This is a genomic window from Streptomyces sp. NPDC006739 (assembly GCF_042869815.1).
GTDB lineage: Bacteria > Actinomycetota > Actinomycetes > Streptomycetales > Streptomycetaceae > Streptomyces.
Map to the genome: position 1 here is coordinate 1 of NZ_JBIAGM010000027.1, position 19,558 is coordinate 19,558.

Sequence of the window (19,558 nt, forward strand, 5' to 3'; positions counted from 1 at the left end):
TCCGCCGCTACATCATCTGGCGGAACAAGCATGCCGCCGACGAACGCCTCCGTGAGGTCGTGAACAGGGCGAACGTTGCCTGATGCGGCACTAGACTGGACGGCATGGACGAGACGCTGGACCGGCTCGGGGCCGGCAAGTACCTGCTGGTGACCAGCTTCCGCAAGAACGGCACGCCGGTCGCGACGCCGGTGTGGGTGGTGCGCGACGGTGCGACGCTCGGCGTCTGGACGGCCGCCGACTCCTGGAAGGTCAAGCGGATCCGGCGCCGCGCCGACGTCCTGGTCGGGCCCTGCGACCTGCGCGGGAATCCGACCGGTGACCAGCGCCCGGCCACCGCCGAGATCGCCGACGCGGCCACCACCGCGCGTTACCGCGCCCTCGTCGCCCGCAAGTACGGCCTCGTCGGCCGGCTCACCCTCCTCGGCAGCCGGCTGCGCCGGGGCCTGGACGGGACGGTCGGCATCCGGGTGACCCTCGGCTCGTGAGGTGACCCCGCCGGGCCGGGCAGCGCGCGCCCCGGGGAGGTCGTGGCTTCCTCGGGGCCGACGAGGTGGCGAGGGGTCAGGTCCAGGCCCGGAACGGCTCGTCGACCAGCTGGAAGACCGGCTCGCCGCGTACCGGGTCCTGGGCCGTGGACAGCCGGACCCGGTCCCCGCTGTGGATGCCTATGGGCGGACCCATGACCCGTCCGCGTACGACGAATCCCTCGGTCATCTCGATCAGCGACACGTTGCGCGCGGCGGGCGTGTTGCGGTGCACGATCGTGGAGTGGCGGACCGTTCCGGTGCCCTGGCTGCGTTCCGTCCGCAACTCGCTGCCCTGGCACACCGGACACAGCAGCCGGTGGTACGTCGCGGTGCCGCACCAGGTGCAGCGCTGGAAATGGATGGCGTCCCTGGAGTCCGCGGGCGTGGGGTCGAGGACACCCGCCGCGGAACCGGCCGCCGGATGCATCGTGCTTGCTGAGTGGTGGTACACGCTGGTCAACTCCCTGCGCTGGGCCGGAATCCCGCGTGTCCGGCGCGGGCCGGACACACACGTGCCCGGTTCACCGTGCCACCGTGCACGCCGACAGAGTATGGCACTCAGTGCCACTCGTAAAGGCACTGCGTACCCCGAATCTGTCGTCAGTCGCGACCGAGCACCGACTCGATCTCCTGCACCACCCGCCACAGCGGGGCGTCCCGCCGGGAGACGAGGACGACGACGTCCTCGGCCTGCCGGGACAAGGCCGGTTGTGACAAGGCCGGTTGTGGCAGGGCCGGTTGCGACGGGGCCGGTTGTGCGGGACCCGGTTCCGGCCGGGCCGGCTCGGACCGGGCCTGCCCGGGCCGGCCGAAGGCGGACTGTACGCAGCCCAGCGCGTGGTCCACCGCGGCGCCCGCGTCACCCTGGCCGTCCGAGCGCAGCCAGGAGCGCAGGGCGTTGTTGTGCGCCGCGACCACGGCGGCCGCGATCACGTCCGCCCTCAGGGAGCCGTCGGGCCGCCCGGCGAAACGCCCGCGCAGGTACTCGGCGAGCGCCCGCTCGTAGCGCCACACCACCGACAGTTCGTAGGCGCGCAGCCCCGGAACCCTCTTGGTGAGCCGGTAGCGCTGCACCGAGAAGGCGGGGTTCTCGGCGTACATCCCGAGCACCAGCCGGGCCGCGTCGCACACCCGGCGCACCGGCTCGTGCTCCGTGCCGCCGGCCGCGAGGAAAGCGGTCATGTCGGCCAGGCAGCGCTCGTGGTCCGGGAAGACCACGTCCTCCTTGGAGGGGAAGTAGCGGAAGAACGAGCGCCGCCCCACCCCGGCCAGCGCCACGATGTCGTCCACCGTGGTCTGCTCGTAACCGCGTTCCAGGAAGAGCCGGAAGGCCGCCGCGACCAGGGCGTCCCGCATCGGCGGCTTCGCGGCCGGCGCCGCGCTGCTGGAGCTCATGGACGGGAACGTAGCACCTGATCCGATCACCTGGCACTCAGTGCAGCCGGGGGGTCCCCGATGGGGAACTGAGTTCCTTCTGAACCGGCGGGCCGGTGCGCCCGTATCTCTTCCCGGGGATCGCGGAAGGAGAGCAGCGTGTCGATACCGCCCGACCCGGAGCGGCCGCAGCGCGGACCGGTCCTCGAACCCATCCGCGTCCTGCGGCCCCGCCGCTTCGACGCCCTCGCGGAACTGATGGAGGAGATGCGGCAGGACGCGGAACGCCAAGCAGCCGCCGGCACGGCACGGCCGCCCGGCGGGACGGACGGTGCGACCGGGGACCAGGCGGACGGCGAAGCCGAGGACAGGACCGAAGAACTCCCGCCGGTGGCCGCCGACGCCTCAGCGCCGTTTCCGCGCAGCGCCCCCACCGGCCCACGCCCCGCCGCTCGTGGCCCCGGCCGGCGCTCCCCGACCCCCCACCCCACCCCGCGCCCGCGTTCCGCCGCCCCGCGCCCCGGCGCGCGCACCCGTTCCCCCGGCGCATACCCCCACCCCCACTCCGACCCACGTCCCGGCCCCCGCCCCCGTTCCCTCGGTTTCGGTCCCGGGCTGCGTCGGGCCGCCGTGGCCGTGGCCGTCGGCGCCGCCGCGCTCGTCGGATTCGGCTGCGCCCTGCTGCTGCCCGGCCGCCAGGACGCCGCCGCGAGCGTGCGGCCGGCCCCGTCCGCCACGGCCCCGTCAGCCCCGTCCGCCACGACCGCCCCGGCCACCACCGGCCCCACCGGAGCCGCCGACCCCGACGGCGCCGGCACCCTCCGCCAGGGCGACAGCGGCCCCGACGTCACCGAACTGCAGCAACGTCTGCTGCGCATCCCGGACGTCTACCGGAACGGCTCCACCGACGGCACCTACGACGCCACCCTCACCGCGGCCGTGGCCCGCTTCCAGCTCTGGTACGGCATCCGGGGCGACGAGAACGGCGTCTACGGCGACGACACCCGCCGCGCCCTGGAGTCCCGTACCGGCCAGGGCCATGGCTGACCTCCGGCCCGCGGGGAACCCGAGGGGGCGAGGGCGAGCGTGATGTGGTGAGCTGGCCCCGGGCGCGCGGCACACGGCCGGCGGAAGGGACGGAAGGGAGCGGAGCGCCATGGCGGGCGTGGACGACTTCTTCGACCGGCTCGATCCCGACATGTGCGTGGTGACCGCGGCGGCGGCCGGTGAACGGGCGGGCTGTCTGGTCGGCTTCGCCTCACAGTGCTCCCTCCGGCCGCCGAGGTTCGCGGTGTGGCTGTCCAAGGTGAACCACACCTACCGGGTGGCCCGGGCCGCGGACTGCCTCGCCGTCCACCTGCTCACCCGCGACCAGGGCGATCTGGCGCGGCTGTTCGGCGGGGAGAGCGGCGACCGGGTCGACAAGTTCGCGCGGCTGGAGTGGACCGAGGCCCACGGCGGCGCCGCCGTCCTTACCGACGCCTCGGCCTGGTTCGTCGGCACCATCCTGCACCGCACCGACGGGGGCGACCACGTCGGCTTCGTCCTCGACCCGGTGCAGTACGGCGAGGGCGCCGGGGACTCGGGCGGGCCGCTGCTGCGGCTGGCCGACGCCCTCGGGATCAGCCCGGGACACCCGGTGGACTGACCCGCGCCCGAACGCCGGGCAACGCCTCGGAAAAGTCCCGGGGCGGGGCGGTGGCAGGGCGTCACCATGGGCAGCCACCCCGCGGCCGGCCCGCGGACCACCGAACGACGACCGAGGTCATGCCGATGAACGGCTCCCGCATCCCGGGCCTGGTGCTGCCCGCCGTGTTTCTGCTGGCCCTGATCGTCGGCCTGTGCTGGTACTGGCTGCACCGCGACGACTGAACCGGCCGGCGCCGGCCCGGCCGTGTGGCTACTCGTCCTCCAGCGGCACCCTGATGTCCACCACGCACACGTCGTCCCGCCGCTCGTCCGCCACCATGGCGGCCAGCAGCGCGTCCAGGGAACCGGTCGGCTCGGCGCCGTGCGCGAGGACGGCCTCGGCCAGCCGGGCGAAGCCCGCGTCGATGCCCTCGCCGGGGCGCTCGACCAGGCCGTCGGTGTACAGCAGCAGCCGGTCGCCGGGCTCCAGCCGGCACTCCGCCGCCTCGAAGGCCGGGGTCGCGCTCGCCCCCAGCAGCATGCCGCCGGGGCGGTCGAGATAGCGCACCTCGCCATCGCGCAGCAGCAGTGGCGGCGGATGGCCGGCCTGGGCCCAGGCGAACCGGTGCTCCTGCGGGTCGTAGCGGGCCAGGACCATCGTGGCCGTGGCCCGGCTGTCCCGGGAGTGCAGCAGCAGCGCGTTCAGCCGGGCGAGGGCGCCGGTCAGCGAGGATCCCGTGCTGACCATGCCCTTGGCGGTGAAGCGGAGCTGCGCCATGGTGGCGACGGCGCCGATGCCGTGCCCCGCCACGTCCCCCACGACGAACAGCGCGGCCTCGTCGGGCAGTTCGATGGCGCTGAACCAGTCGCCGCCGACGTGGATCTCCGACTGGGCGGGCAGATAGGCGACGTCGACGCGCAGCCCGGCCAGCCGCACGGGTCCCCGGGGCAGCGGCAGCAGCGCGTGCTGCAGCCGGGCGGCCACGGCCCGCTCGGCCTGGAGCACACCGCGTTGCAGCAGCATCGCCCGCTCGCTCTCCACCAGCGCCAGCTCCGCGCTGCGCCGGGCCGTGAGGTCCTGGACGAAGCCGTGCACCTCGACGGGCGTGCCGTCCGGCGCGGTCACCGCCTCCGCGACCATCCTCAGGTGCCGTACGCCCTCGGGGGCCCCGATCCGGAAGGGGACGTCGAACGGACGGGCGTTCCGGACGAGTTCGGAGACCGCCTGGCCCAGGAGGCTCCTGTCCTCGGGCAGGGCGAGTTGCGGCAGCCGCTCCATACCGACCGGGGGGCCCGCCGGGTTCAGTCCCAGCACCGTGTACGCCTGCGACGACCAGCTGACCTCCCGGGTGACCAGGTTCCAGTTGGCCCAGCCCAGGTTGCCGAGCCGCTGCACGTCGGCCAGGCGCTGTTCCTGCCGGTCGCTGGGCTCGTAGCGCAGCCAGGTCACCAGCAGGCCGTCGCCGAGGCGGGACGCGCGCACCGCGAAGGTGGTGGTACCGGGGGTGTCGGAGGCGATGTCCTGGTAGACGAACGGGTCGCCCTCGAACGGCTCACCGGTGGTGAGCGTGCGCAGGTAGCCCTCCCAGAGGGGTTCGCCGGCGACCGAGGGATAGCTTTCGAGGAGGTGACTGCCGACTATCTCGCGTCCGGTCCGGCCGAAGACGTCGACCGCGTCCGGGGTCGCGGCGTCGATGCGGTAGTCCTCCACCTCACCGGCGTCCGAACGCAGCGGGGTCAGCAGGATCGTCGCGCCCGGAAGTCCGTCCAGCACCGCCTGCACCGTCCGGGAGGCGTCCCGGTCGGCGCGTTCCGGCGGGGCGTCGAACGCACGCAGGCGGCCGGCGCACAACCGGGCCGCCGCCCGCAGGAGTTCGCGTTCGCGCGGCTCGAACGGCCTGCCGGGGCCGCGCAGTACGCCGAGCGCGACGCGGGTGGTCTCCCCGGCCGGCACCGGCAGCCAGGCGCGTGAGCGCCACCGCTCCGGATCCCCGATCTGCAGGTACCGCTTGCGGTCCGTGTCGAGGTCCTCGAGCCAGCGCGGCTCACGGGCCTTGAGGGCGTCCAGTGCGGCGACCCCGCTCAGCGGCGGCACACGGCTCCACTGGGCGGCCAGGGTGCCGTCGACGCCGGCGTGCCCGATCAGTCCGAGGCCGCCCTCGGGCAGGAGTTCGTAGAGCATCACCGCGTCCGCGCCCACCTCCGGCGCCAGATGCTCCAGCAGACAGCCGGCCAGTTCCCGCGCCGAGCAGACCCGGACCAGGGCCCTGCCGAGGCGGCCGAGCACCTCGACGACGTCGTCGGTGCCGGCCGGCGCCGCGTCCCAGGAGGCGGCAGGGGCCGGCCGTTCCCGTCCGGACGGCCCGACCAGGCCGCTGCCCTGCGCGCCCGTGCGGCTCAGCGGCGGCATCAGCGCGCCCAGGGTGAGCCAGCACTCCTCCAGCAGGGTGCGGTTGCCGTTCCTGGCGCGCTCCAGCAGCTCGTCGTGCGCGCTGTCGGGGGAGCAGCCCGTCATCGCCATCAGCGCGCCCTTGGCCCGCTCCAGCACGGCGGAGGTGGCCGCCAGATCCCGCAGCCGGTCCATCTCCGCGCGCTGTCGCGCCACGACCTTGGCCAGCGCCGAAAGCTCGGCGCCGGTGCCGGGATCCATGGGGGAGGCGGGCTCGCTCGTCACGCGACGAGCATCGCACACCACGGGGGGTTGGATCACTCGTCTGCCGGGCCCGGCTTCGAGGCCGGGAACCGGTCAGCGGCCGGTGCTGTGGCCGACCAGAGCCTCGGTGACGGCGCGGACACTGCGCGCGATGTGCTGGAGCTGGCGGACCTCGGCGGCGTACAGCTTGATCGTGTGTTCGATGACCGATTCGGGCAGGCCGAGGACGGGCAGTTCGGCGCGTGCGGTCTGCAGGGCGGTCCGGGCCACCCGGATCTCGTGCTGGACCTGGATCTGCGCGTGCCGGGCGAGGAGCACGGGGTGCCGGATCAGTGCCGGGTAGCTGGCGTAGCGCGCCGGGACCAGCTCGCGCAGCCACTTGACCGCCGAGCGCTCCCAGTCGTAGCTGCCCGGGGTCTTCACCTGGCAGGGCCAGTCGGAGCTGATGCGCGTGGTCGTGGTCGTCAGGGTCATGATCATCGCTTCCGGGTGTGCGGCGTCGTGAGGGTGGTCGACGGGTGGGGCGGCCCCGGTCTAGGGGATGACCGGGGCCGCCTCGGGGGCATCCCACAGGTGATGCCCCGGCGGACGTCCCGGACGCCGGCGTGGGTAGGGCACGACGGCGGAGGGGGTCCGTACGGGGGCCCCGGGCGTCGGACGCCGGCGCGGCGAGTGGTGCGGGGTGCGCATGGGCGGTCCGTCGGCTTTCTCGGGGCGGCGCGGGTGGTGAGCCCACGGATGCGGAACGTGCCCGGAGTGAGCCGGGTGCGGTCCGTGAGCAGTATTTATATATGCCGACCGGTTTGCAAGACGTATGAAAACATTCATGCTAGGTATGCGCTGAAGATCGCTGTACGGCGTCCGGCGACCGGAAGGTCCCCCCGCTCGGACCCTGCTCCGGGCCCCGCTCAGTCCTTCAGGAAGAACTGGTGCTGGTCGGCGACCTGTTCGTACTTCTCCAGGCGGGCCTGGGTGCGCTCGGGGTCGTCGTCGGTCATCGCCTGGAGCAGCGCGGCGGACAGCACCCCGGGCGCCGCGTAGGAGTCGAAGACCAGCCGGGAGCCGGTCCCGGTGGCGAAGGTCAGGTCGGCCTCGTCGGCCAGCGGCCCGAGCGCCAGGTCGGTGATCAGGGCGACCCGCAGACCGGCCCCGCGCGCGACCCGGATCGCCGTGAGCGTCTCCTGCGCGTGCCGGGGCATCCCGAACGCCAGCACCCACGTCCCGCCGGCCTCGCGGGACTGCAGCAGCGCGTCGTAGGCGACGCTGCCGCCCCGGGTGACCAGCCGGACGTCGGGGTGGATGCGGCGCGCCGCGTAGGCGAAGTACTCGGCCAGCGACACGGAGATGCGCAGGCCGAGGACGGTCAGCGGGGCGGAGCGGGACAGCTCGCGGCCCAGCTCGATCACCCGGTCCGGGTCGGCGAAGTCGCGCCGGAGGTTCTCCAGGTTCTGGATCTCGGCGTCCACCGCCGCCTGCAACTCGTTGCTGCGGTTCACCTCGGCGGGGCCGCCGGCCAGGGTGCTGAGCGCGATCGCCTGGAGCCGCTCCCGCAGCGCCGGGTAACCGCTGAAGCCGACCGCGGCGGCGAACCGGGTCACCGAGGGCTGGCTCACGCCGACCCGCTCGGCGAGATCGGTGATCGACAGGAACGCGGCCTCGGTGATGTGCTCGATCAGGTACTGGGCGATGCGGCGCTGGCCGGGGGAGAGCCGGGGGCCGTCGAAGAGTTCGCGGAGCCGGGAGGTAGGGGCGGGTTCGGCCTCCGGCACGGTCTTTCCCGAGGTGATCGCGGATGCCTGGGCGCGTGCCTGCTGCGGCGATGGCACCGGTCCGCCTCCTTTGTCTCCCACGAAGCTCAACATAGCTCACCGGCCGTGGTCGTCAGCGGTGTCGCACCGACGCCGCACGGCCCGTGAGGCACCGGTCAGCGCCGGTACACGGTGATCGAGTGCCCGACCTCGTCGATCGGACGGCTGCTGCGGATCAACTCGGCCAGCTTCCCTCGCGCCTTGGCCACCGACGAGTCCGAGACGACCAGCAGACCGTGCACCCGGCCGAGGGGCGCCTTGCGGGGATCCGGGGCGTGGATGCCGTAGTACGCGGGCACCCCGCTGCCCTTGTAGACCAGCCAGATCCGCTCGCCCCGGTACCGCCCGTCCAGCCGGTCGGCGAGCCGGCCCAGGTCCTGGCCCCAGTCCACGTTGGAGTCGTGCAGCCGCAGATGGGTCCGGGACGGCCCGCCGAAGGCCTCGTTGGAGTACGGCAGGTAGTACGGGAACGTCCGCAGCGAACTGACCGCCACGAACAGCACCAGGGCCGCCGCCAGCGGCCTGGCCCAGCGTCGGCGCAGCGCCGGCACGCAGGCCGAGCCGACCGCGAGGAACATCGGCACGAACAGCGCGTACCGGGTCCCGAAGTCCCGCGACCCGGTCATCGCCGCCGCCAGCAGCACGGCGGGCGGCAGCAGCAGGTACGGCGCCGCCGGCCGCAGCCGCCTCGCCGCCACCACCGCCACGGCACCCGCCAGGCCCAGGAGCAGCAGGCCGAGCGGTGTCTTCACCAGCAGGGCGGCCGGCAGGTAGTACCAGCGCGAGCCCGAGTACAGGTGGCCGAACAGAAAGCCCTGCCACGGCTGAGCCTCCAGCCCGAACTGCACCAGCATCCCGTCCCGGTACGCCCTCGGCAGCGGCAGCAGACCGGTCAGCCACCCGCGCAGCCCGTGCACGGCGGGCACCGGACCGGCGTACGCGAGGCGCAGCCGTGGGTCGACCGCCAGATAGGCCGCCCATACGACGGCGACCGAGGCCACCGCCACGACCGCCGCGCCCGCCACCGCGTGCCGCGCCGCCCGCCGACGGTCGGTGCGGCCGGACCCGCTCGCGTGCCACGCGCTCAGCCCCGCCAGCAGCACCAGCACCGGGATCGCGGGCAGCGCGCTCATCTTGGTCGCCACGGCCGCTCCGAGGGCCGCCCCGGCCAGGGGCAGACACAGCCGGGGCCGGTGCCGCGCCCGCCACAGCAGCCAGGCCGACGTCGGCACGAACCCGGCCGCCGGGACGTCGAGCGTGGCCAGCGAGCCGTGCGCGATCAGGTCGGGGGAGAAGGTGTACAGCGCGAGCGCCACGAGGCCGCCCACCGTGCCGGTCAGGTCACGGGCGAACGCGAAGGCCACCAGAGCGAAGAGCAGCGTCAGCACGATCACCGGGAGCCGCGCCCAGAACATCAGCCGCCAGGGGTCGTTGCCCGACTCGTACAGCAGATGCCGGCCCACCTGGCCCTGGTCGCCCCGGTAGGAGGCGTCGTAATGGGGGTCGGCGACCGCCACCCCGGCCATGATCACGAGCTTGCCCAGGGGCGGATGCTCGGGGTTGTAGCGCACCCGGTGCTCGCGCAGGTAGTCGGTGGCGGTGGCCACGTACACCGGTTCGTCAATGGTGGGCGTCTGCCGGACGGCCGTCGTCACCATCACCGCGGCCATCTGGGCGAGCAGCAGCGCCACCAGGAGCGGCACCAGGACGCGCCGGCGGCGCCGCGCGGGTCTCTCCGAGGCCGCGGGACGCCGGAGGTCCACGTTGTCCCCGGTGTCCCCGGCGTCCAGGACCGAGTGCTGTTCGCGCGCCATCATCCGCCCCGCGGTGCCGTCGGCCCCCCGGTGGCGGGAGCGATCGGGAGCCGCCTCATGGGCCCCACTGTCGCACCGCTCCCGCCACCGGGCACGTCACCGCTTCACGAGTCGTACCGACAGACCCTCTGCCGTATCCACCGGTACGGCCCGCAGCGCGTCGGAGTTCACCTCGATACGGGAGAACCGGCCGCGCAGCCCCGGCACGTCGACGACCGGCACCGCGCGGCCCACCGCCGGCGGGTGCTCGGCGTCCAGCCGCAGGGACAGCACCGCGTCCCGGCCGAGGACCGCCCGGTGCCTCACCACGAGCGGCGCCTCGCGGCCCGCCCGCAGGGGGACCTCCAGCGTGCCCGCGTCCTGGGCGTACACGCCCCGCACCCGCAGCCGCTCGGCCACCCGCAGCGTGCCGTCCGCGATCCGTATGTCGCCGTGGCCCAGGGCGTCCCGCGAGCCCGCCACCAGCGTGCCCGCGTCCAGCACGGTCCGGCCGGTGTACCGGTTGCGGCCGGTCAGCGCCAGCGTGCCGGTGCCCCGCTTGGTCAGCGAGCCGCACCCGTGGATGTCGTTGCGCCAGCTGTCGGCCGCCGAGAAGCCCTGGGCGGCCGCGTCCAGGGTGACCGTGACGTCCGAGTCGAAGGCGCCGTACCCGTCGGCGGCGGCGAACAGGTTCAGCCGGCCCCACTGCTCGAAGCCGTCGAGCAGCACGTACCCGGCGGGCAGAGCGGTGGTGCGCAGCACCTCGCGCCGCTGTGCCGCGTCGAGGTAGGGCAGCCGGGTCTCCAGCAGCACCTCGGCGCCCTTGGGGACGGTCAGCGGCGCGTCGCGACCGTGCCGGGTGAGCACGTACGTCAGCCGGGGCGTGGCCGCGCGGGCGTTGGCGTCCCGGTCGGCGTAGGGGTCGGTGTCGGTGCCGGCCGCGTGCGCGTAGGCGTACAGCGTGTCGGCGGTGGTGCCGGTCCGCGCGGTGAAGTAGTCGAGGGCCTGGGCGCGGGCGGCGGCCTTCAGGGCGGCGTTGGCCGGGTCGGCGAGGGTGGCGGCGGCCAGGGCGGTGGCCATGACGCGTCCGCCGATCACGTCGACGGTGGAGTGCATGCCCGCCATGATCCGGGTGTGGCCCAGCTCCAGGGCACGGGCGACCAGTTCCTGGAAGCGCTCCGGCACCGCGTAGGCGTAGGCCAGCGCGGCCAGGTGGAAGGCGTTGGTGTGGCCGCTGGGGAAGCCGCCGTCGTCGGTGGGGGAGGTGCCGCGCTGGCGCAGCAGCTGCGGGGCGACGACCACCGCGGAGTCGTAGACGGGATAGCCGAAGGCGTCGGTCCTCCCGGTGTCGACGACCTCGCTGTCCTCGTTCATCCGCCAGGGACGCGGGTACTGGTAGGCGTACTTGGACGGGTTGCCGGAGGCGTAGGGGCCGCGCACGGTGTCGACCAGTTCGGCGACCTTGCCCAGCGCGGAGTCGTGGGAGCCGGCGCCGAGCGCGGAGCCCGCCGGGGCGTCCGCGGGCACGGCGTCGTCGATCTTGGTGGGCGGTGTGCCGTCGGGTGCGCCGGTGATCGAGGTGACCGCCAGGGCGCCCGACCTGTACAGGCCCGCCAGCGGCCCCAGGCCGGCGATCATCGCGTAGCTCTGGTGCTGGCGGTCGTAGACGAACGCCTCCTTGGCCTGGGCGTCCGTGCGCGCGCCGGTGACGCGGGCGCAGTAGCGCATGTTGGCGCGCAGCACCTCGGGGCGGAGCGGGGCACCGGTGTTCCAGGCCGAGCCGGTCTTCCACACCTCGGCGAAGCCGCCGAGGACCCGGACCACCGCGTTGGTCTCGGGTGTGAGGTTGCCGGGGACGTTCGTCCGGTAGTCGTCGACGAACGCGGCGGGCCCGGCCGCGGCCTTCGCGTCCGTGGCGGCGAGCCAGGCCGCCAGGGTCGGGGCGGCGAGCACGCCCGCCGAGGCGCCCAGCGAGGTCTTGAGGAATCCCCGCCGGTTCAGGGCGGCTCCACGGGCCGGCGACGAGGTGCGGTGCCCGGCTGGTGACGGCATGCGTGTGCCTCTCTTGAGTTCTGGCTGAGTTCTTCTGGCTTCTTCCGGGTTCTTCGCGGTGTGCGGAGTCCGTCCGTGCGAACCCATGGAAGACGCGGAAAAGAAGTTGAACTGGTGAATATCTAGGGGGAGGGCGTGTCGTACCGGAGAGAGCCGGGCGGCCTCGGCGTGTTCCGTGGGTGAACGCGGGGTGCGCGGCTCACCGCAGGGAACGCGCCAGGGCGACCGCGCCCGTCACCGGCGGCACCCGCAGCGGCTGCGGCCGGGCCCCGGGCAGGGACTCGGCGAGGGCGGCGGCGAAGGCGTCGTACAGGCGCGGCTGGGCGAGGACGGTGCCGCCCGCGACCACCACGTCGTCCACGGAGATTCCCCGGGCGGCCAGCCGGACCACGAGCGCGGCCAGGGAGCGGCCCGCTGCGGTGATCACCTCATGGGCGAGGAGCGAACCGGCCCCGGCGGCGTCGAAGACCACCGGAGCGTGCCTGCCCCACTCGGCGGAGACGTCGGCGGCGCTTTCCAGCGCCGCGCCCAGGGCCGGAACCTCGGCCACGCCGAAGGCGGCGATCAGGCCCGCCGCCAGTTCGTCGGGTGCCTCGCCCCGGTCGTGGGCGGCCCACACGGCCCGCGCCGCCTCCCGGACCAGCCCGGCCGAGCCGCCCTCGTCGCCGAGGACCGCGCCCCAGCCGCCGACCTGCACCGGGCTGCCGTCGGCCGCGCGGCCCACGGCCACCGAACCGGTGCCGGCGACCAGGCCCACGCCCTTGTCCAGACCGGCGGCGGGTACGAGGAGTTCGGCGTCGCCGACGATCAGTGCCGGGGCGTCGAAGTGGCGGCGCAGCGCTGTGCCGATCAGGGCGCACTGGCGGGGAGTCTCGCAGGCGTGGCCGCCCACGGCCAGGGCCGAGGGGCGTGCGCCGGCGGGGAGGGCGTCGGTGACCAGGCGGGCGAGCCAGTCGGCGGCGGCCGCGGGGTCGTGCGGCCGCCAGCCGGCGCTCGTCCGGATCCGGTCGGTGACCGTGGCGTCCCCCGCGAGGGCGCGGAGGTGCGTCTTGGTGCCGCCCACGTCGATGCCGACCAAGAGGGGCGTGAAGTCCTGCACGGAACCTCTTTCGTCGTTGCGCTGATGCTGCGACGGCGGGCGAACCGTGTCTGAGGGCAAGGCGGTTTACGCAGTCGGGAAGCCCCGGGACGGGCCTCGAACGGACCACGGCAGGCGAGTACCGTGAAGTTCGTTAGGAAGTTAACTAACGAAGTACAGTGCGTCAAGAGGCATCGCCGCGGCCCGCGCACGAACCACCCGGGAGCGGCCCGCGACCTGTGGGAGAAGCGTGGAACACGACGTGGCGGCGGCGCCCCGCCTGACCGAGAGCGCGAGCGCTGTGTTCGCCGTGCTGGCCCAGGCGGGCAGCGCGACCCGGCCGCAGCTCGCGAGCCTGGCGGGCCTGTCCAAACCGACGGTGTCCTCCGCCGTCGCCGAACTGGAGAGCGCCCGGCTCGCCGCCCACTCCGGCACCGCCTCCAGCGGCACGGGCCGCAGCGCCGCCGTCTACCGTCTCGGCCCGGCAGCAGGGGCCGTGCTCGCCGTCGACCTCGGCCCCGCCCTCACCCGGGTGCGCGGCTGCGCCCTGGACGGCACCCCGCTCGCCGAGGCCACCGCCTCCCGGGCGGACGCCGCCGACGCCGTGCGCGAGGCCCTCGACGCGCTGCCCGCCGGCGCCCCGCTGCGCGCCATCGTGGTGGCCGTCGGCGACGTCACCCGCGAGGGCACCGGGGTGCGCCCCGCGACCGCCAAGGCCGGGCCGGTGTTCGACGCGGTCGCCGTCGCGCTGCCCCCCGGCGTGCCCGTCCACCTCGAGAACAACGTCAACTGCGCCGCGCTCGCCGAGCTGCACGAGGGCGCCGCCCGGGGCCGCCGTACCTTCGGCTACCTGCGCATCGGCGTCGGCATCGGTCTCGGTGTCGTCATCGGCGGCCAGGTGCTGCGCGGGGCCAACGGCGCCGCCGGTGAGGTGGCCCGGCTGCCCTACCCCTGGGACGACGGCCTGGAGCCGCGCCACGAGGCCCTGGAGGAGCATGTCGGGGCCCGCTCCTTGCTGCGGCGGGCCGCGACGGCCTGGCCGGACGCCGACGGCCCGTGCCCCACGAGCACCGAGCACCTCTTCGCCCTCGCGCAGGAGGGCCGCGTCACGGCCCGTACGATCCTCGCCCGGCACGCCGCCGACGTCGGCCGGCTCGCCGCCGCCGTCACCGCCGTACTGGACCCCGGGCTGATCGTGCTGGGCGGCAGCACCGGCTCGTATCCGCAGCTCCTGCCGGGTGTGCGGGCCGAACTGGAACGGCTGAGCTGGCCCACCGAGGTGGTCAGCAGCACGCTCGGTGATCTCGGCACCGTCGTGGGTGCCGCCCGGCTCGCGGTCGCCCGAGGAGTCCAAACCGTGACCGAGGCCGCGCATGCGAAGGATTGACGGCCTCCGACTCGTTCTGCCAATGTCCGGACAAGCGCTTTCTAAGTCGGTCGGGACACCGGCTTGGGTCGGCGTCCCGCCCGTACCTCACGTACGGCAGCCGCACGAGGGTGTGCTTGTGCGACCACGGCCCTCATGGCCGGGGATCCCGCCCCTCAAGGAGCGACGCGGCCGGGCGAGGCCGCGCCCCCGGAAGGCGAAACCTCCTGCAAAATGCACCCGTGCCGCTCGATCGGCGCCGTGCTCCGTCCCCTACGACGAAAAGGGATCGAAGATGACCAGTGTGGGTGTGCGGCGCTCCCGCCGACTCGGCCGCGGCGGCATACGCCGTGTGGTTCCCCTCGCTGCCGCGGCCGCGGCAGGTGCCCTTCTGCTCTCCGCCTGCGGGTCGGGGTCCGGCTCGGGCGGCAACTCCAAGTCGCTGACCTTCTGGATCTCCACGGTCCCGGGGCAGGACGCGGGCTGGAAGAAGCTGGTGGCGCAGTACAAGAAGGAAGCCGGCGTCGACGTCAAGCTCGTCAACATCCCCTACGACGGCTACACGACGAAGCTGCACAACGCCGCGCAGGCGAACTCCCTGCCCGACGTGGCGGCCGTGCCGGCGCTGGACCCGATCTGGTCGAAGAACCTGATCGACCTCAGCTCCATCGCCGGCAACAAGAGCTACAACATCAACGCCAACTTCCTCGCCAAGGACTCGTCCGGGAAGGTGCTGGCCATCCCCTCGGACGTCACCGCGTCCGGCCTGTTCATCAACAAGTCGCTGTTCGACAAGGCCAAGGTCTCCTTCCCGGCCTCGCCCGACAAGACCTGGACCTGGACCGACTTCATCGCGGCGGCGAACAAGGTCCGGGAGAAGACCGGCGCCAAGTACTCCCTGGCGTTCGACCAGTCGCCGTCGCGGCTGCGCGCCATGGTGTACGAGATGGGCGGCCAGTACGTCCACGCGGACTCCACGGGCAAGTTCTCGGTGGACGCGGCGACCAAGAAGGCCATCAACACCTTCGTCGGCTGGAACGACGACAAGACCATGCCGAAGTCGGTGTGGACCAGCGGCGCCGACCCGTCGGCCATGTTCCAGAGCGGTGACGTGGTCGCCTACTGGTCCGGCGTGTGGCAGGTCGCCGCCTTCGCAGACAGCATCAAGAAGTTCGACTGGGCGAGCGTGCCGACCCCCGCCGAGCCGGTGCAGGCCAGTGACGTCAACAGCGGCGGCCTGATGGTGGGCTTCAACAACAACGGCGCCGCCGCCACCGCCGCGAAGAAGTTCATGACGTGGGTGTACGACCCGAAGCAGTACACCGAGCTGGTCGAGAGCTCCGGGTTCCTCCCCGTCGAGAGCGGGCTGACCCCGAAGTACCCCTTCACCTCCCCGGCGGCGCAGGCGGCGTTCAAGCTGTACAACCAGGAGATCCCGCTCTACGCCCCGATCTCCGGCTACTTCAACGGCGCGCAGACGGACTGGGTGCTGAAGGGCAAGAGCCTGACGACCGACCCGACCAAGACGGAGATCGGCAAGGCGGTCAACGGCCAGCAGTCGGCCGACAAGGCCCTGGAGAACATCGTGACCGGCTACAACCAGCAGGTCGGCGGCGGATCGTAGGCCGACGGGCCCGGGCGGCGGCGCAGCGACACCGCCGCCCGGCCCGGCCCCCGCGATGCCGGGCTCACGGCGTGGGCCCCCAGCAATCCATTCCACCAGCACGGAGTCAGGAAGATGACAAAACGCGCCCCGGCCGTGTCCGCGAGCCCGCCCAGGAGACGCAGTAGGTACACCCTCGCGCCGCTCGTCCTCATCGCGGCCAACGTCGTGCTCTTCGCGCTGTTCTTCGTGTGGCCGGCGGTGATCGGGCTCGTCTACTCCTTCACGGACTACACGGGCGTCGGGGCGTTCCAGTTCATCGGACTGGAGAACTACCACAACCTGTTCGGGGACTCCTCCTTCTACGACGCGCTGACGCGGTCGCTGCTGTACACCGTGCTCTTCGTCCCGCTGAACTTCGCGCTCTCGCTGCTCATCGCCAACGTACTGGTGAGCAGGCACGCCAAGGGCACCTCGGTCGCCCGTGTCGTCTTCTTCATCCCGTGGCTGCTGTCGCCCATCGTCGTGGGTGTCCTGTGGCGGTGGCTGTTCGGCGAGAACTTCGGGCTGGTCAACTACATCATCGAGAAGCTCGGCGGCGCCGCCGTTCCGTGGCAGTCGAACGCGGACCTGTCGCTGCTGGTGGTGGTGATGGCGGCGTCCTGGATGTGGACGGGTTTCTCGATGCTGCTGTTCATCGCGGCGATCAAGAACGTGCCGGTGTCGTACTACGAGGCGGCCTCGCTCGACGGCGCCGGTCCGTGGCGCCAGTTCGTCAGCATCACGTTGCCGAGCATCGCTCCCACCTCGTTCATCGTGATCCTGCTCAACACGATCAACGCGATGAAGGAGTACCCGGTGTTCGTCTCCCTCAACAACGGCGGACCCGGAACGTCGAACAACCTGCTGGTCCAGTACATCTACCAGACCGGCTTCCAACGGGGCCAGATCGGCTACGCGAGCGCCGCGTCGTTCGTGCTCATGCTCATCCTGATGGCCGTCGCGATCATCCAGCTGATCGTCAACCGACGGGTGGAGAACCGATGACAACCACAGACATGCCTCGCAAGGTCGACGCCGGCCGCGGGCGGGCTCCCAAGAAGCGGTCCGGCGGCGCGGCGAGCGGTGGGATCCGGCAGGCGGTGTCCGCGACGACACTGCTGTGGATACTGGCGTGCCTGTACGGACTGCCGGTGCTGTGGTTCGTCCTCAGCTCCTTCAAGCCGGCCAGTGACCTCTTCTCCTATCCGCTGACGCTGGTCCCGCACCACCCCACCCTGTCCGGCTACCTGACGGCGTGGCGCAGCGCCAACTTCTCCCAGTACTTCATCAACACGGCCCTCGTGTGCGTGATCACCACGATCCTCACGGTCGGGGTCAGCTGCTGCACCGGGTACGCGCTGGCCAAGTACGACAACAAGTGGCTCAAGGTGTTCTTCGTCTGCATCCTGGCCACCACGATGCTGCCCGGCGAGGTCATGCTCGCCCCCGAGTTCCTGGTGGTCCGCAACCTCGGCCTCTACAACTCGTTCGCCGGCATCATCCTCCCGGCCGTGCTCACCGCGACCGGATGCTTCATGTTCCGCCAGTTCTTCCTGACGGTCCCCGACGAACTCGTGGAAGCCGCGCGCATCGACGGCGCCCGCGAACTGTCGATCTTCCTGCGGATCATGGTGCCGCTCTCCCGGCCCATCATGCTGACCCTCGCCATCCTGTCCTTCCAGTGGCGGTGGAACGACTACATCTGGCCGCTGCTCATGCTCAACGACCCGAACAAGTTCACCGTGCAGATCGGCATCCAGAGCATCGTCGGCGCGCAGAACATCAACTGGTCGGTCCTGCTGGGCGCGTCCGTCATCTCCATGATCCCCCTGATCGTCATCTTCCTGGTCTTCCAGCGCTACGTGATGGGCGCCGACATCAACGCAGGACTTAAGGACTGACCGTGCCCACCCCGCTCGACCACGAGTTCGTCCGCGCGGCGGCCCGTGCCGCCGACCGTTCGGCGGCCCCGCTGGCGGCCGGCCCCCACGAGGAACCCGCCGGGGTGACCCACCGCGTGCTGGCGCGCCGGGTGAGGACCCTGGTCGCGGCCTACCGTTCACCGGACTCGGCGCTGCACGCCAGCGGGCGGGCCGTCGCCGCCGCGACGACCCACCTCCGCGCCCTGCGGGCCGCGCAGACCACCACCGGCCTCTTCGCCGGCGGCGACAACGTGCAGTCACCGCCCGACTCCGCGTTCACCGTCAACGACGTGTGCGACGCGCACGTCCTCGCCGCCGGCGCCGGGCCGGAACTGCGCGACGTCACGGCCTTGCTCGCCGAGATCGCCCGTGCCGCCTCCGGCAGCCTCCTGACCGGCGGCGTGCACACCCCGAACCACCGCTGGGAGCTGTGCGCGGCGCTGGCCCGGCTGCACCGCTCGTTCCCCGACCGCCGACTGCTCGACCGGGTCGAGGAGTGGCTCGCCGAGGGCGTCGACATCGACGCGGAGGGTCTGTACTCGGAACGCAGCGCCAACTACGCGGCCCATGTGTCCAACCCGTCGCTGATCCTGCTGGCCGGCGTTCTCGGCCGCGCCGACCTGCTGGCCGCCGTCGAACGCAACCTCACCACGACGCTGGACCTCATCAGGCCGGACGGTACGGTGGAGACCGTCCACTCGCGACGGCAGGACCAGAACCACCCGTTCCCGCTGGCGCCCTACCTGCCCCACTACCGGCTGCTCGCCATCCGCACCGGCCGGGGCGACTTCGGCCGGGCGGCCCGGCTGGCGGCCGCCTCCGGAATCGACGACCCCGGCCTGCTCGCCGAGACCCTCCTCACTCCCGAGCTGGCCCTCGCGCTGCCTGCCCCGGCCGCCGAGACACTGCCCCGCGACCGTTACCTCCCCACCGCGCGCCTCGCCGTACGCGCCTCCGCCACCGCGCACACGGTGGTCCACGGCGGCTCCGACGTGCCCGCGCACCGGCGCGTCCGCTCGGGCCTCGCCTGCAATCCGACGTTCCTGCGCCTGTTCGCCGGCGGCGCCGTCCTCGACGCGGTCCGGCTCTCGCGGGGATTCTTCGACCTGGGCCCGTTCCGCGCCGCCACCGTGGAACGGCTCACCGACAGCCGATACCGGCTCACCGAAACCCTGTCGGCCGCCTACTACCAGCCGCTCCCGCCGCACGCGCGCCGGGACGACGGCGACTACCGGATGGCGGACGAGGGACGCTTCTCGGCCGCGATGGCCTTCCCGGACCGGCCCCGGGACGAGGTCTCACAGACGACCCGCGTCGAGGTCGGCCTCCGCGACGACGGTGCCGACCTGCACATCGACATCAGCGGACCGCCGGTGCCCTGGGCCCTCGAACTGACTTTCCGGCCCGGCGGCGTCCCGGACGGCGCCGTACCGATCGGCGACGGCCGCTGGTGCCTGACGGACGGGCCGATGACCTACCGGGTCGGCGACGACGAGATCCGCGTCGAGGTCGGCGTCCGGGCCGGCGAACCCCTCGCCGGGCCGGACCGCACCGACGTCCTGCGCTACGACCCCGGCCAGGACCACACCCTGGTGGGCGGCACCGACGCGACCACCGGGAACCGCGTCTACGTCGGCGGGCAGGGACCGCAGACACTGACCGTCGCGCTGCGCGCCCACGCCGCCTCGGGCCTGAAGGGCTGATCCCC

Annotated in this window: 16 protein-coding genes and 1 pseudogene; 9 read left to right on the plus strand and 8 right to left on the minus strand. The window is 73.0% G+C overall.

Features of this window, described 5'->3' with window-relative positions:
• Together ACFYMM_RS36000 and ACFYMM_RS36005 are read left to right on the plus strand one after the other, a co-directional pair.
• Positions 1 to 83, plus strand: a pseudogene (locus tag ACFYMM_RS36000) (transposase); the annotation flags it as partial.
• A gap of 21 nt (positions 84 to 104) precedes the next feature.
• The gene (locus ACFYMM_RS36005; RefSeq protein ID WP_388394768.1) at positions 105 to 488 is read left to right on the plus strand and encodes a PPOX class F420-dependent oxidoreductase; all 384 of its coding nucleotides are present in this window, start codon (positions 105 to 107) and stop codon (positions 486 to 488) included.
• Positions 489 to 564: 76 nt separating this feature from the next.
• Here the strand turns inward: ACFYMM_RS36005 and ACFYMM_RS36010 are convergent, their stop codons facing one another.
• Together ACFYMM_RS36010 and ACFYMM_RS36015 are read right to left on the minus strand one after the other, a co-directional pair.
• Positions 565 to 981: a Zn-ribbon domain-containing OB-fold protein gene (locus tag ACFYMM_RS36010; protein WP_388394771.1), complete on the minus strand. Its 417-nt coding sequence runs from the start codon at positions 979 to 981 to the stop codon at positions 565 to 567.
• Positions 982 to 1,130: 149 nt separating this feature from the next.
• Complete coding sequence (locus ACFYMM_RS36015) at positions 1,131 to 1,925, minus strand: TetR family transcriptional regulator (protein ID WP_388394773.1); 795 nt, start codon at positions 1,923 to 1,925, stop codon at positions 1,131 to 1,133.
• A 138-nt stretch (positions 1,926 to 2,063) separates the two neighbouring features.
• Here ACFYMM_RS36015 and ACFYMM_RS36020 point away from each other — a divergent pair, with 138 nt between their 5' ends.
• Together ACFYMM_RS36020 and ACFYMM_RS36025 are read left to right on the plus strand one after the other, a co-directional pair.
• On the plus strand, positions 2,064 to 2,951 hold the full coding sequence (locus ACFYMM_RS36020) for a peptidoglycan-binding protein (RefSeq protein ID WP_388394775.1): 888 nt from the start codon (positions 2,064 to 2,066) through the stop codon (positions 2,949 to 2,951).
• 109 nt (positions 2,952 to 3,060) lie between these two features.
• Positions 3,061 to 3,552: a flavin reductase family protein gene (locus ACFYMM_RS36025; protein WP_388394778.1), complete on the plus strand. Its 492-nt coding sequence runs from the start codon at positions 3,061 to 3,063 to the stop codon at positions 3,550 to 3,552.
• A gap of 252 nt (positions 3,553 to 3,804) precedes the next feature.
• Here the strand turns inward: ACFYMM_RS36025 and ACFYMM_RS36030 are convergent, their stop codons facing one another.
• The 6 genes from ACFYMM_RS36030 to ACFYMM_RS36055 all read right to left on the minus strand — a co-directional run bounded on the left by ACFYMM_RS36030 (position 3,805) and on the right by ACFYMM_RS36055 (position 12,938).
• Entirely contained in the window at positions 3,805 to 6,183 is a 2,379-nt protein-coding gene (locus ACFYMM_RS36030) for a SpoIIE family protein phosphatase (RefSeq protein ID WP_388394969.1), read from the minus strand.
• A gap of 96 nt (positions 6,184 to 6,279) precedes the next feature.
• A complete protein-coding gene (locus tag ACFYMM_RS36035) occupies positions 6,280 to 6,660 on the minus strand; it encodes a hypothetical protein (RefSeq protein ID WP_388394781.1) in 381 nt (126 codons plus the stop codon).
• A gap of 434 nt (positions 6,661 to 7,094) precedes the next feature.
• Positions 7,095 to 8,012: a MurR/RpiR family transcriptional regulator gene (locus ACFYMM_RS36040; RefSeq protein WP_388394783.1), complete on the minus strand. Its 918-nt coding sequence runs from the start codon at positions 8,010 to 8,012 to the stop codon at positions 7,095 to 7,097.
• Between the two features lie 98 nt (positions 8,013 to 8,110).
• The gene (locus tag ACFYMM_RS36045) at positions 8,111 to 9,811 is read right to left on the minus strand and encodes a phospholipid carrier-dependent glycosyltransferase (RefSeq protein ID WP_388394786.1); all 1,701 of its coding nucleotides are present in this window, start codon (positions 9,809 to 9,811) and stop codon (positions 8,111 to 8,113) included.
• A gap of 93 nt (positions 9,812 to 9,904) precedes the next feature.
• Positions 9,905 to 11,839, minus strand: a complete 1,935-nt coding sequence (locus ACFYMM_RS36050; protein WP_388394789.1) for a phosphatase PAP2 family protein — start codon at positions 11,837 to 11,839, stop codon at positions 9,905 to 9,907.
• A 199-nt stretch (positions 11,840 to 12,038) separates the two neighbouring features.
• Complete coding sequence (locus ACFYMM_RS36055) at positions 12,039 to 12,938, minus strand: N-acetylglucosamine kinase (protein WP_388394792.1); 900 nt, start codon at positions 12,936 to 12,938, stop codon at positions 12,039 to 12,041.
• A gap of 229 nt (positions 12,939 to 13,167) precedes the next feature.
• On the opposite strand from ACFYMM_RS36055, the gene ACFYMM_RS36060 reads away from it, so the two are divergent.
• The 5 genes from ACFYMM_RS36060 (at position 13,168) to ACFYMM_RS36080 (ending at position 19,553) form a co-directional block, all read left to right on the plus strand.
• Complete coding sequence (locus tag ACFYMM_RS36060) at positions 13,168 to 14,304, plus strand: ROK family transcriptional regulator (protein ID WP_388394794.1); 1,137 nt, start codon at positions 13,168 to 13,170, stop codon at positions 14,302 to 14,304.
• Positions 14,305 to 14,578: 274 nt separating this feature from the next.
• Entirely contained in the window at positions 14,579 to 15,907 is a 1,329-nt protein-coding gene (locus ACFYMM_RS36065) for an extracellular solute-binding protein (RefSeq protein ID WP_388394796.1), read from the plus strand.
• Positions 15,908 to 16,021: 114 nt separating this feature from the next.
• Complete coding sequence (locus ACFYMM_RS36070) at positions 16,022 to 16,933, plus strand: carbohydrate ABC transporter permease (protein ID WP_388394798.1); 912 nt, start codon at positions 16,022 to 16,024, stop codon at positions 16,931 to 16,933.
• Positions 16,930 to 17,829, plus strand: a complete 900-nt coding sequence (locus ACFYMM_RS36075; RefSeq protein WP_388394800.1) for a carbohydrate ABC transporter permease — start codon at positions 16,930 to 16,932, stop codon at positions 17,827 to 17,829. The genes ACFYMM_RS36070 and ACFYMM_RS36075 overlap by 4 nt, the downstream gene beginning before the upstream one ends.
• 2 nt (positions 17,830 to 17,831) lie before the next feature.
• On the plus strand, positions 17,832 to 19,553 hold the full coding sequence (locus tag ACFYMM_RS36080) for a hypothetical protein (RefSeq protein ID WP_388394802.1): 1,722 nt from the start codon (positions 17,832 to 17,834) through the stop codon (positions 19,551 to 19,553).
• Positions 19,554 to 19,558: the final 5 nt, after the last annotated feature.

Excerpts from the sequence above, each read along its gene's own strand:
- ACFYMM_RS36035 (WP_388394781.1), bottom strand. The coding sequence starts at position 6,660 with ATGACCCTGACGACCACGACCACGCGCATCAGCTCCGACTGGCCCTGC.
- ACFYMM_RS36015 (WP_388394773.1), bottom strand. The coding sequence starts at position 1,925 with ATGAGCTCCAGCAGCGCGGCGCCGGCCGCGAAGCCGCCGATGCGGGAC.
- ACFYMM_RS36070 (WP_388394798.1), top strand. The coding sequence starts at position 16,022 with ATGACAAAACGCGCCCCGGCCGTGTCCGCGAGCCCGCCCAGGAGACGC.
- ACFYMM_RS36075 (WP_388394800.1), top strand. The coding sequence starts at position 16,930 with ATGACAACCACAGACATGCCTCGCAAGGTCGACGCCGGCCGCGGGCGG.
- ACFYMM_RS36005 (WP_388394768.1), top strand. The coding sequence starts at position 105 with ATGGACGAGACGCTGGACCGGCTCGGGGCCGGCAAGTACCTGCTGGTG.
- ACFYMM_RS36065 (WP_388394796.1), top strand. The coding sequence starts at position 14,579 with ATGACCAGTGTGGGTGTGCGGCGCTCCCGCCGACTCGGCCGCGGCGGC.
- ACFYMM_RS36030 (WP_388394969.1), bottom strand. The coding sequence starts at position 6,183 with ATGGATCCCGGCACCGGCGCCGAGCTTTCGGCGCTGGCCAAGGTCGTG.
- ACFYMM_RS36050 (WP_388394789.1), bottom strand. The coding sequence starts at position 11,839 with ATGCCGTCACCAGCCGGGCACCGCACCTCGTCGCCGGCCCGTGGAGCC.
- ACFYMM_RS36025 (WP_388394778.1), top strand. The coding sequence starts at position 3,061 with ATGGCGGGCGTGGACGACTTCTTCGACCGGCTCGATCCCGACATGTGC.
- ACFYMM_RS36045 (WP_388394786.1), bottom strand. The coding sequence starts at position 9,811 with ATGATGGCGCGCGAACAGCACTCGGTCCTGGACGCCGGGGACACCGGG.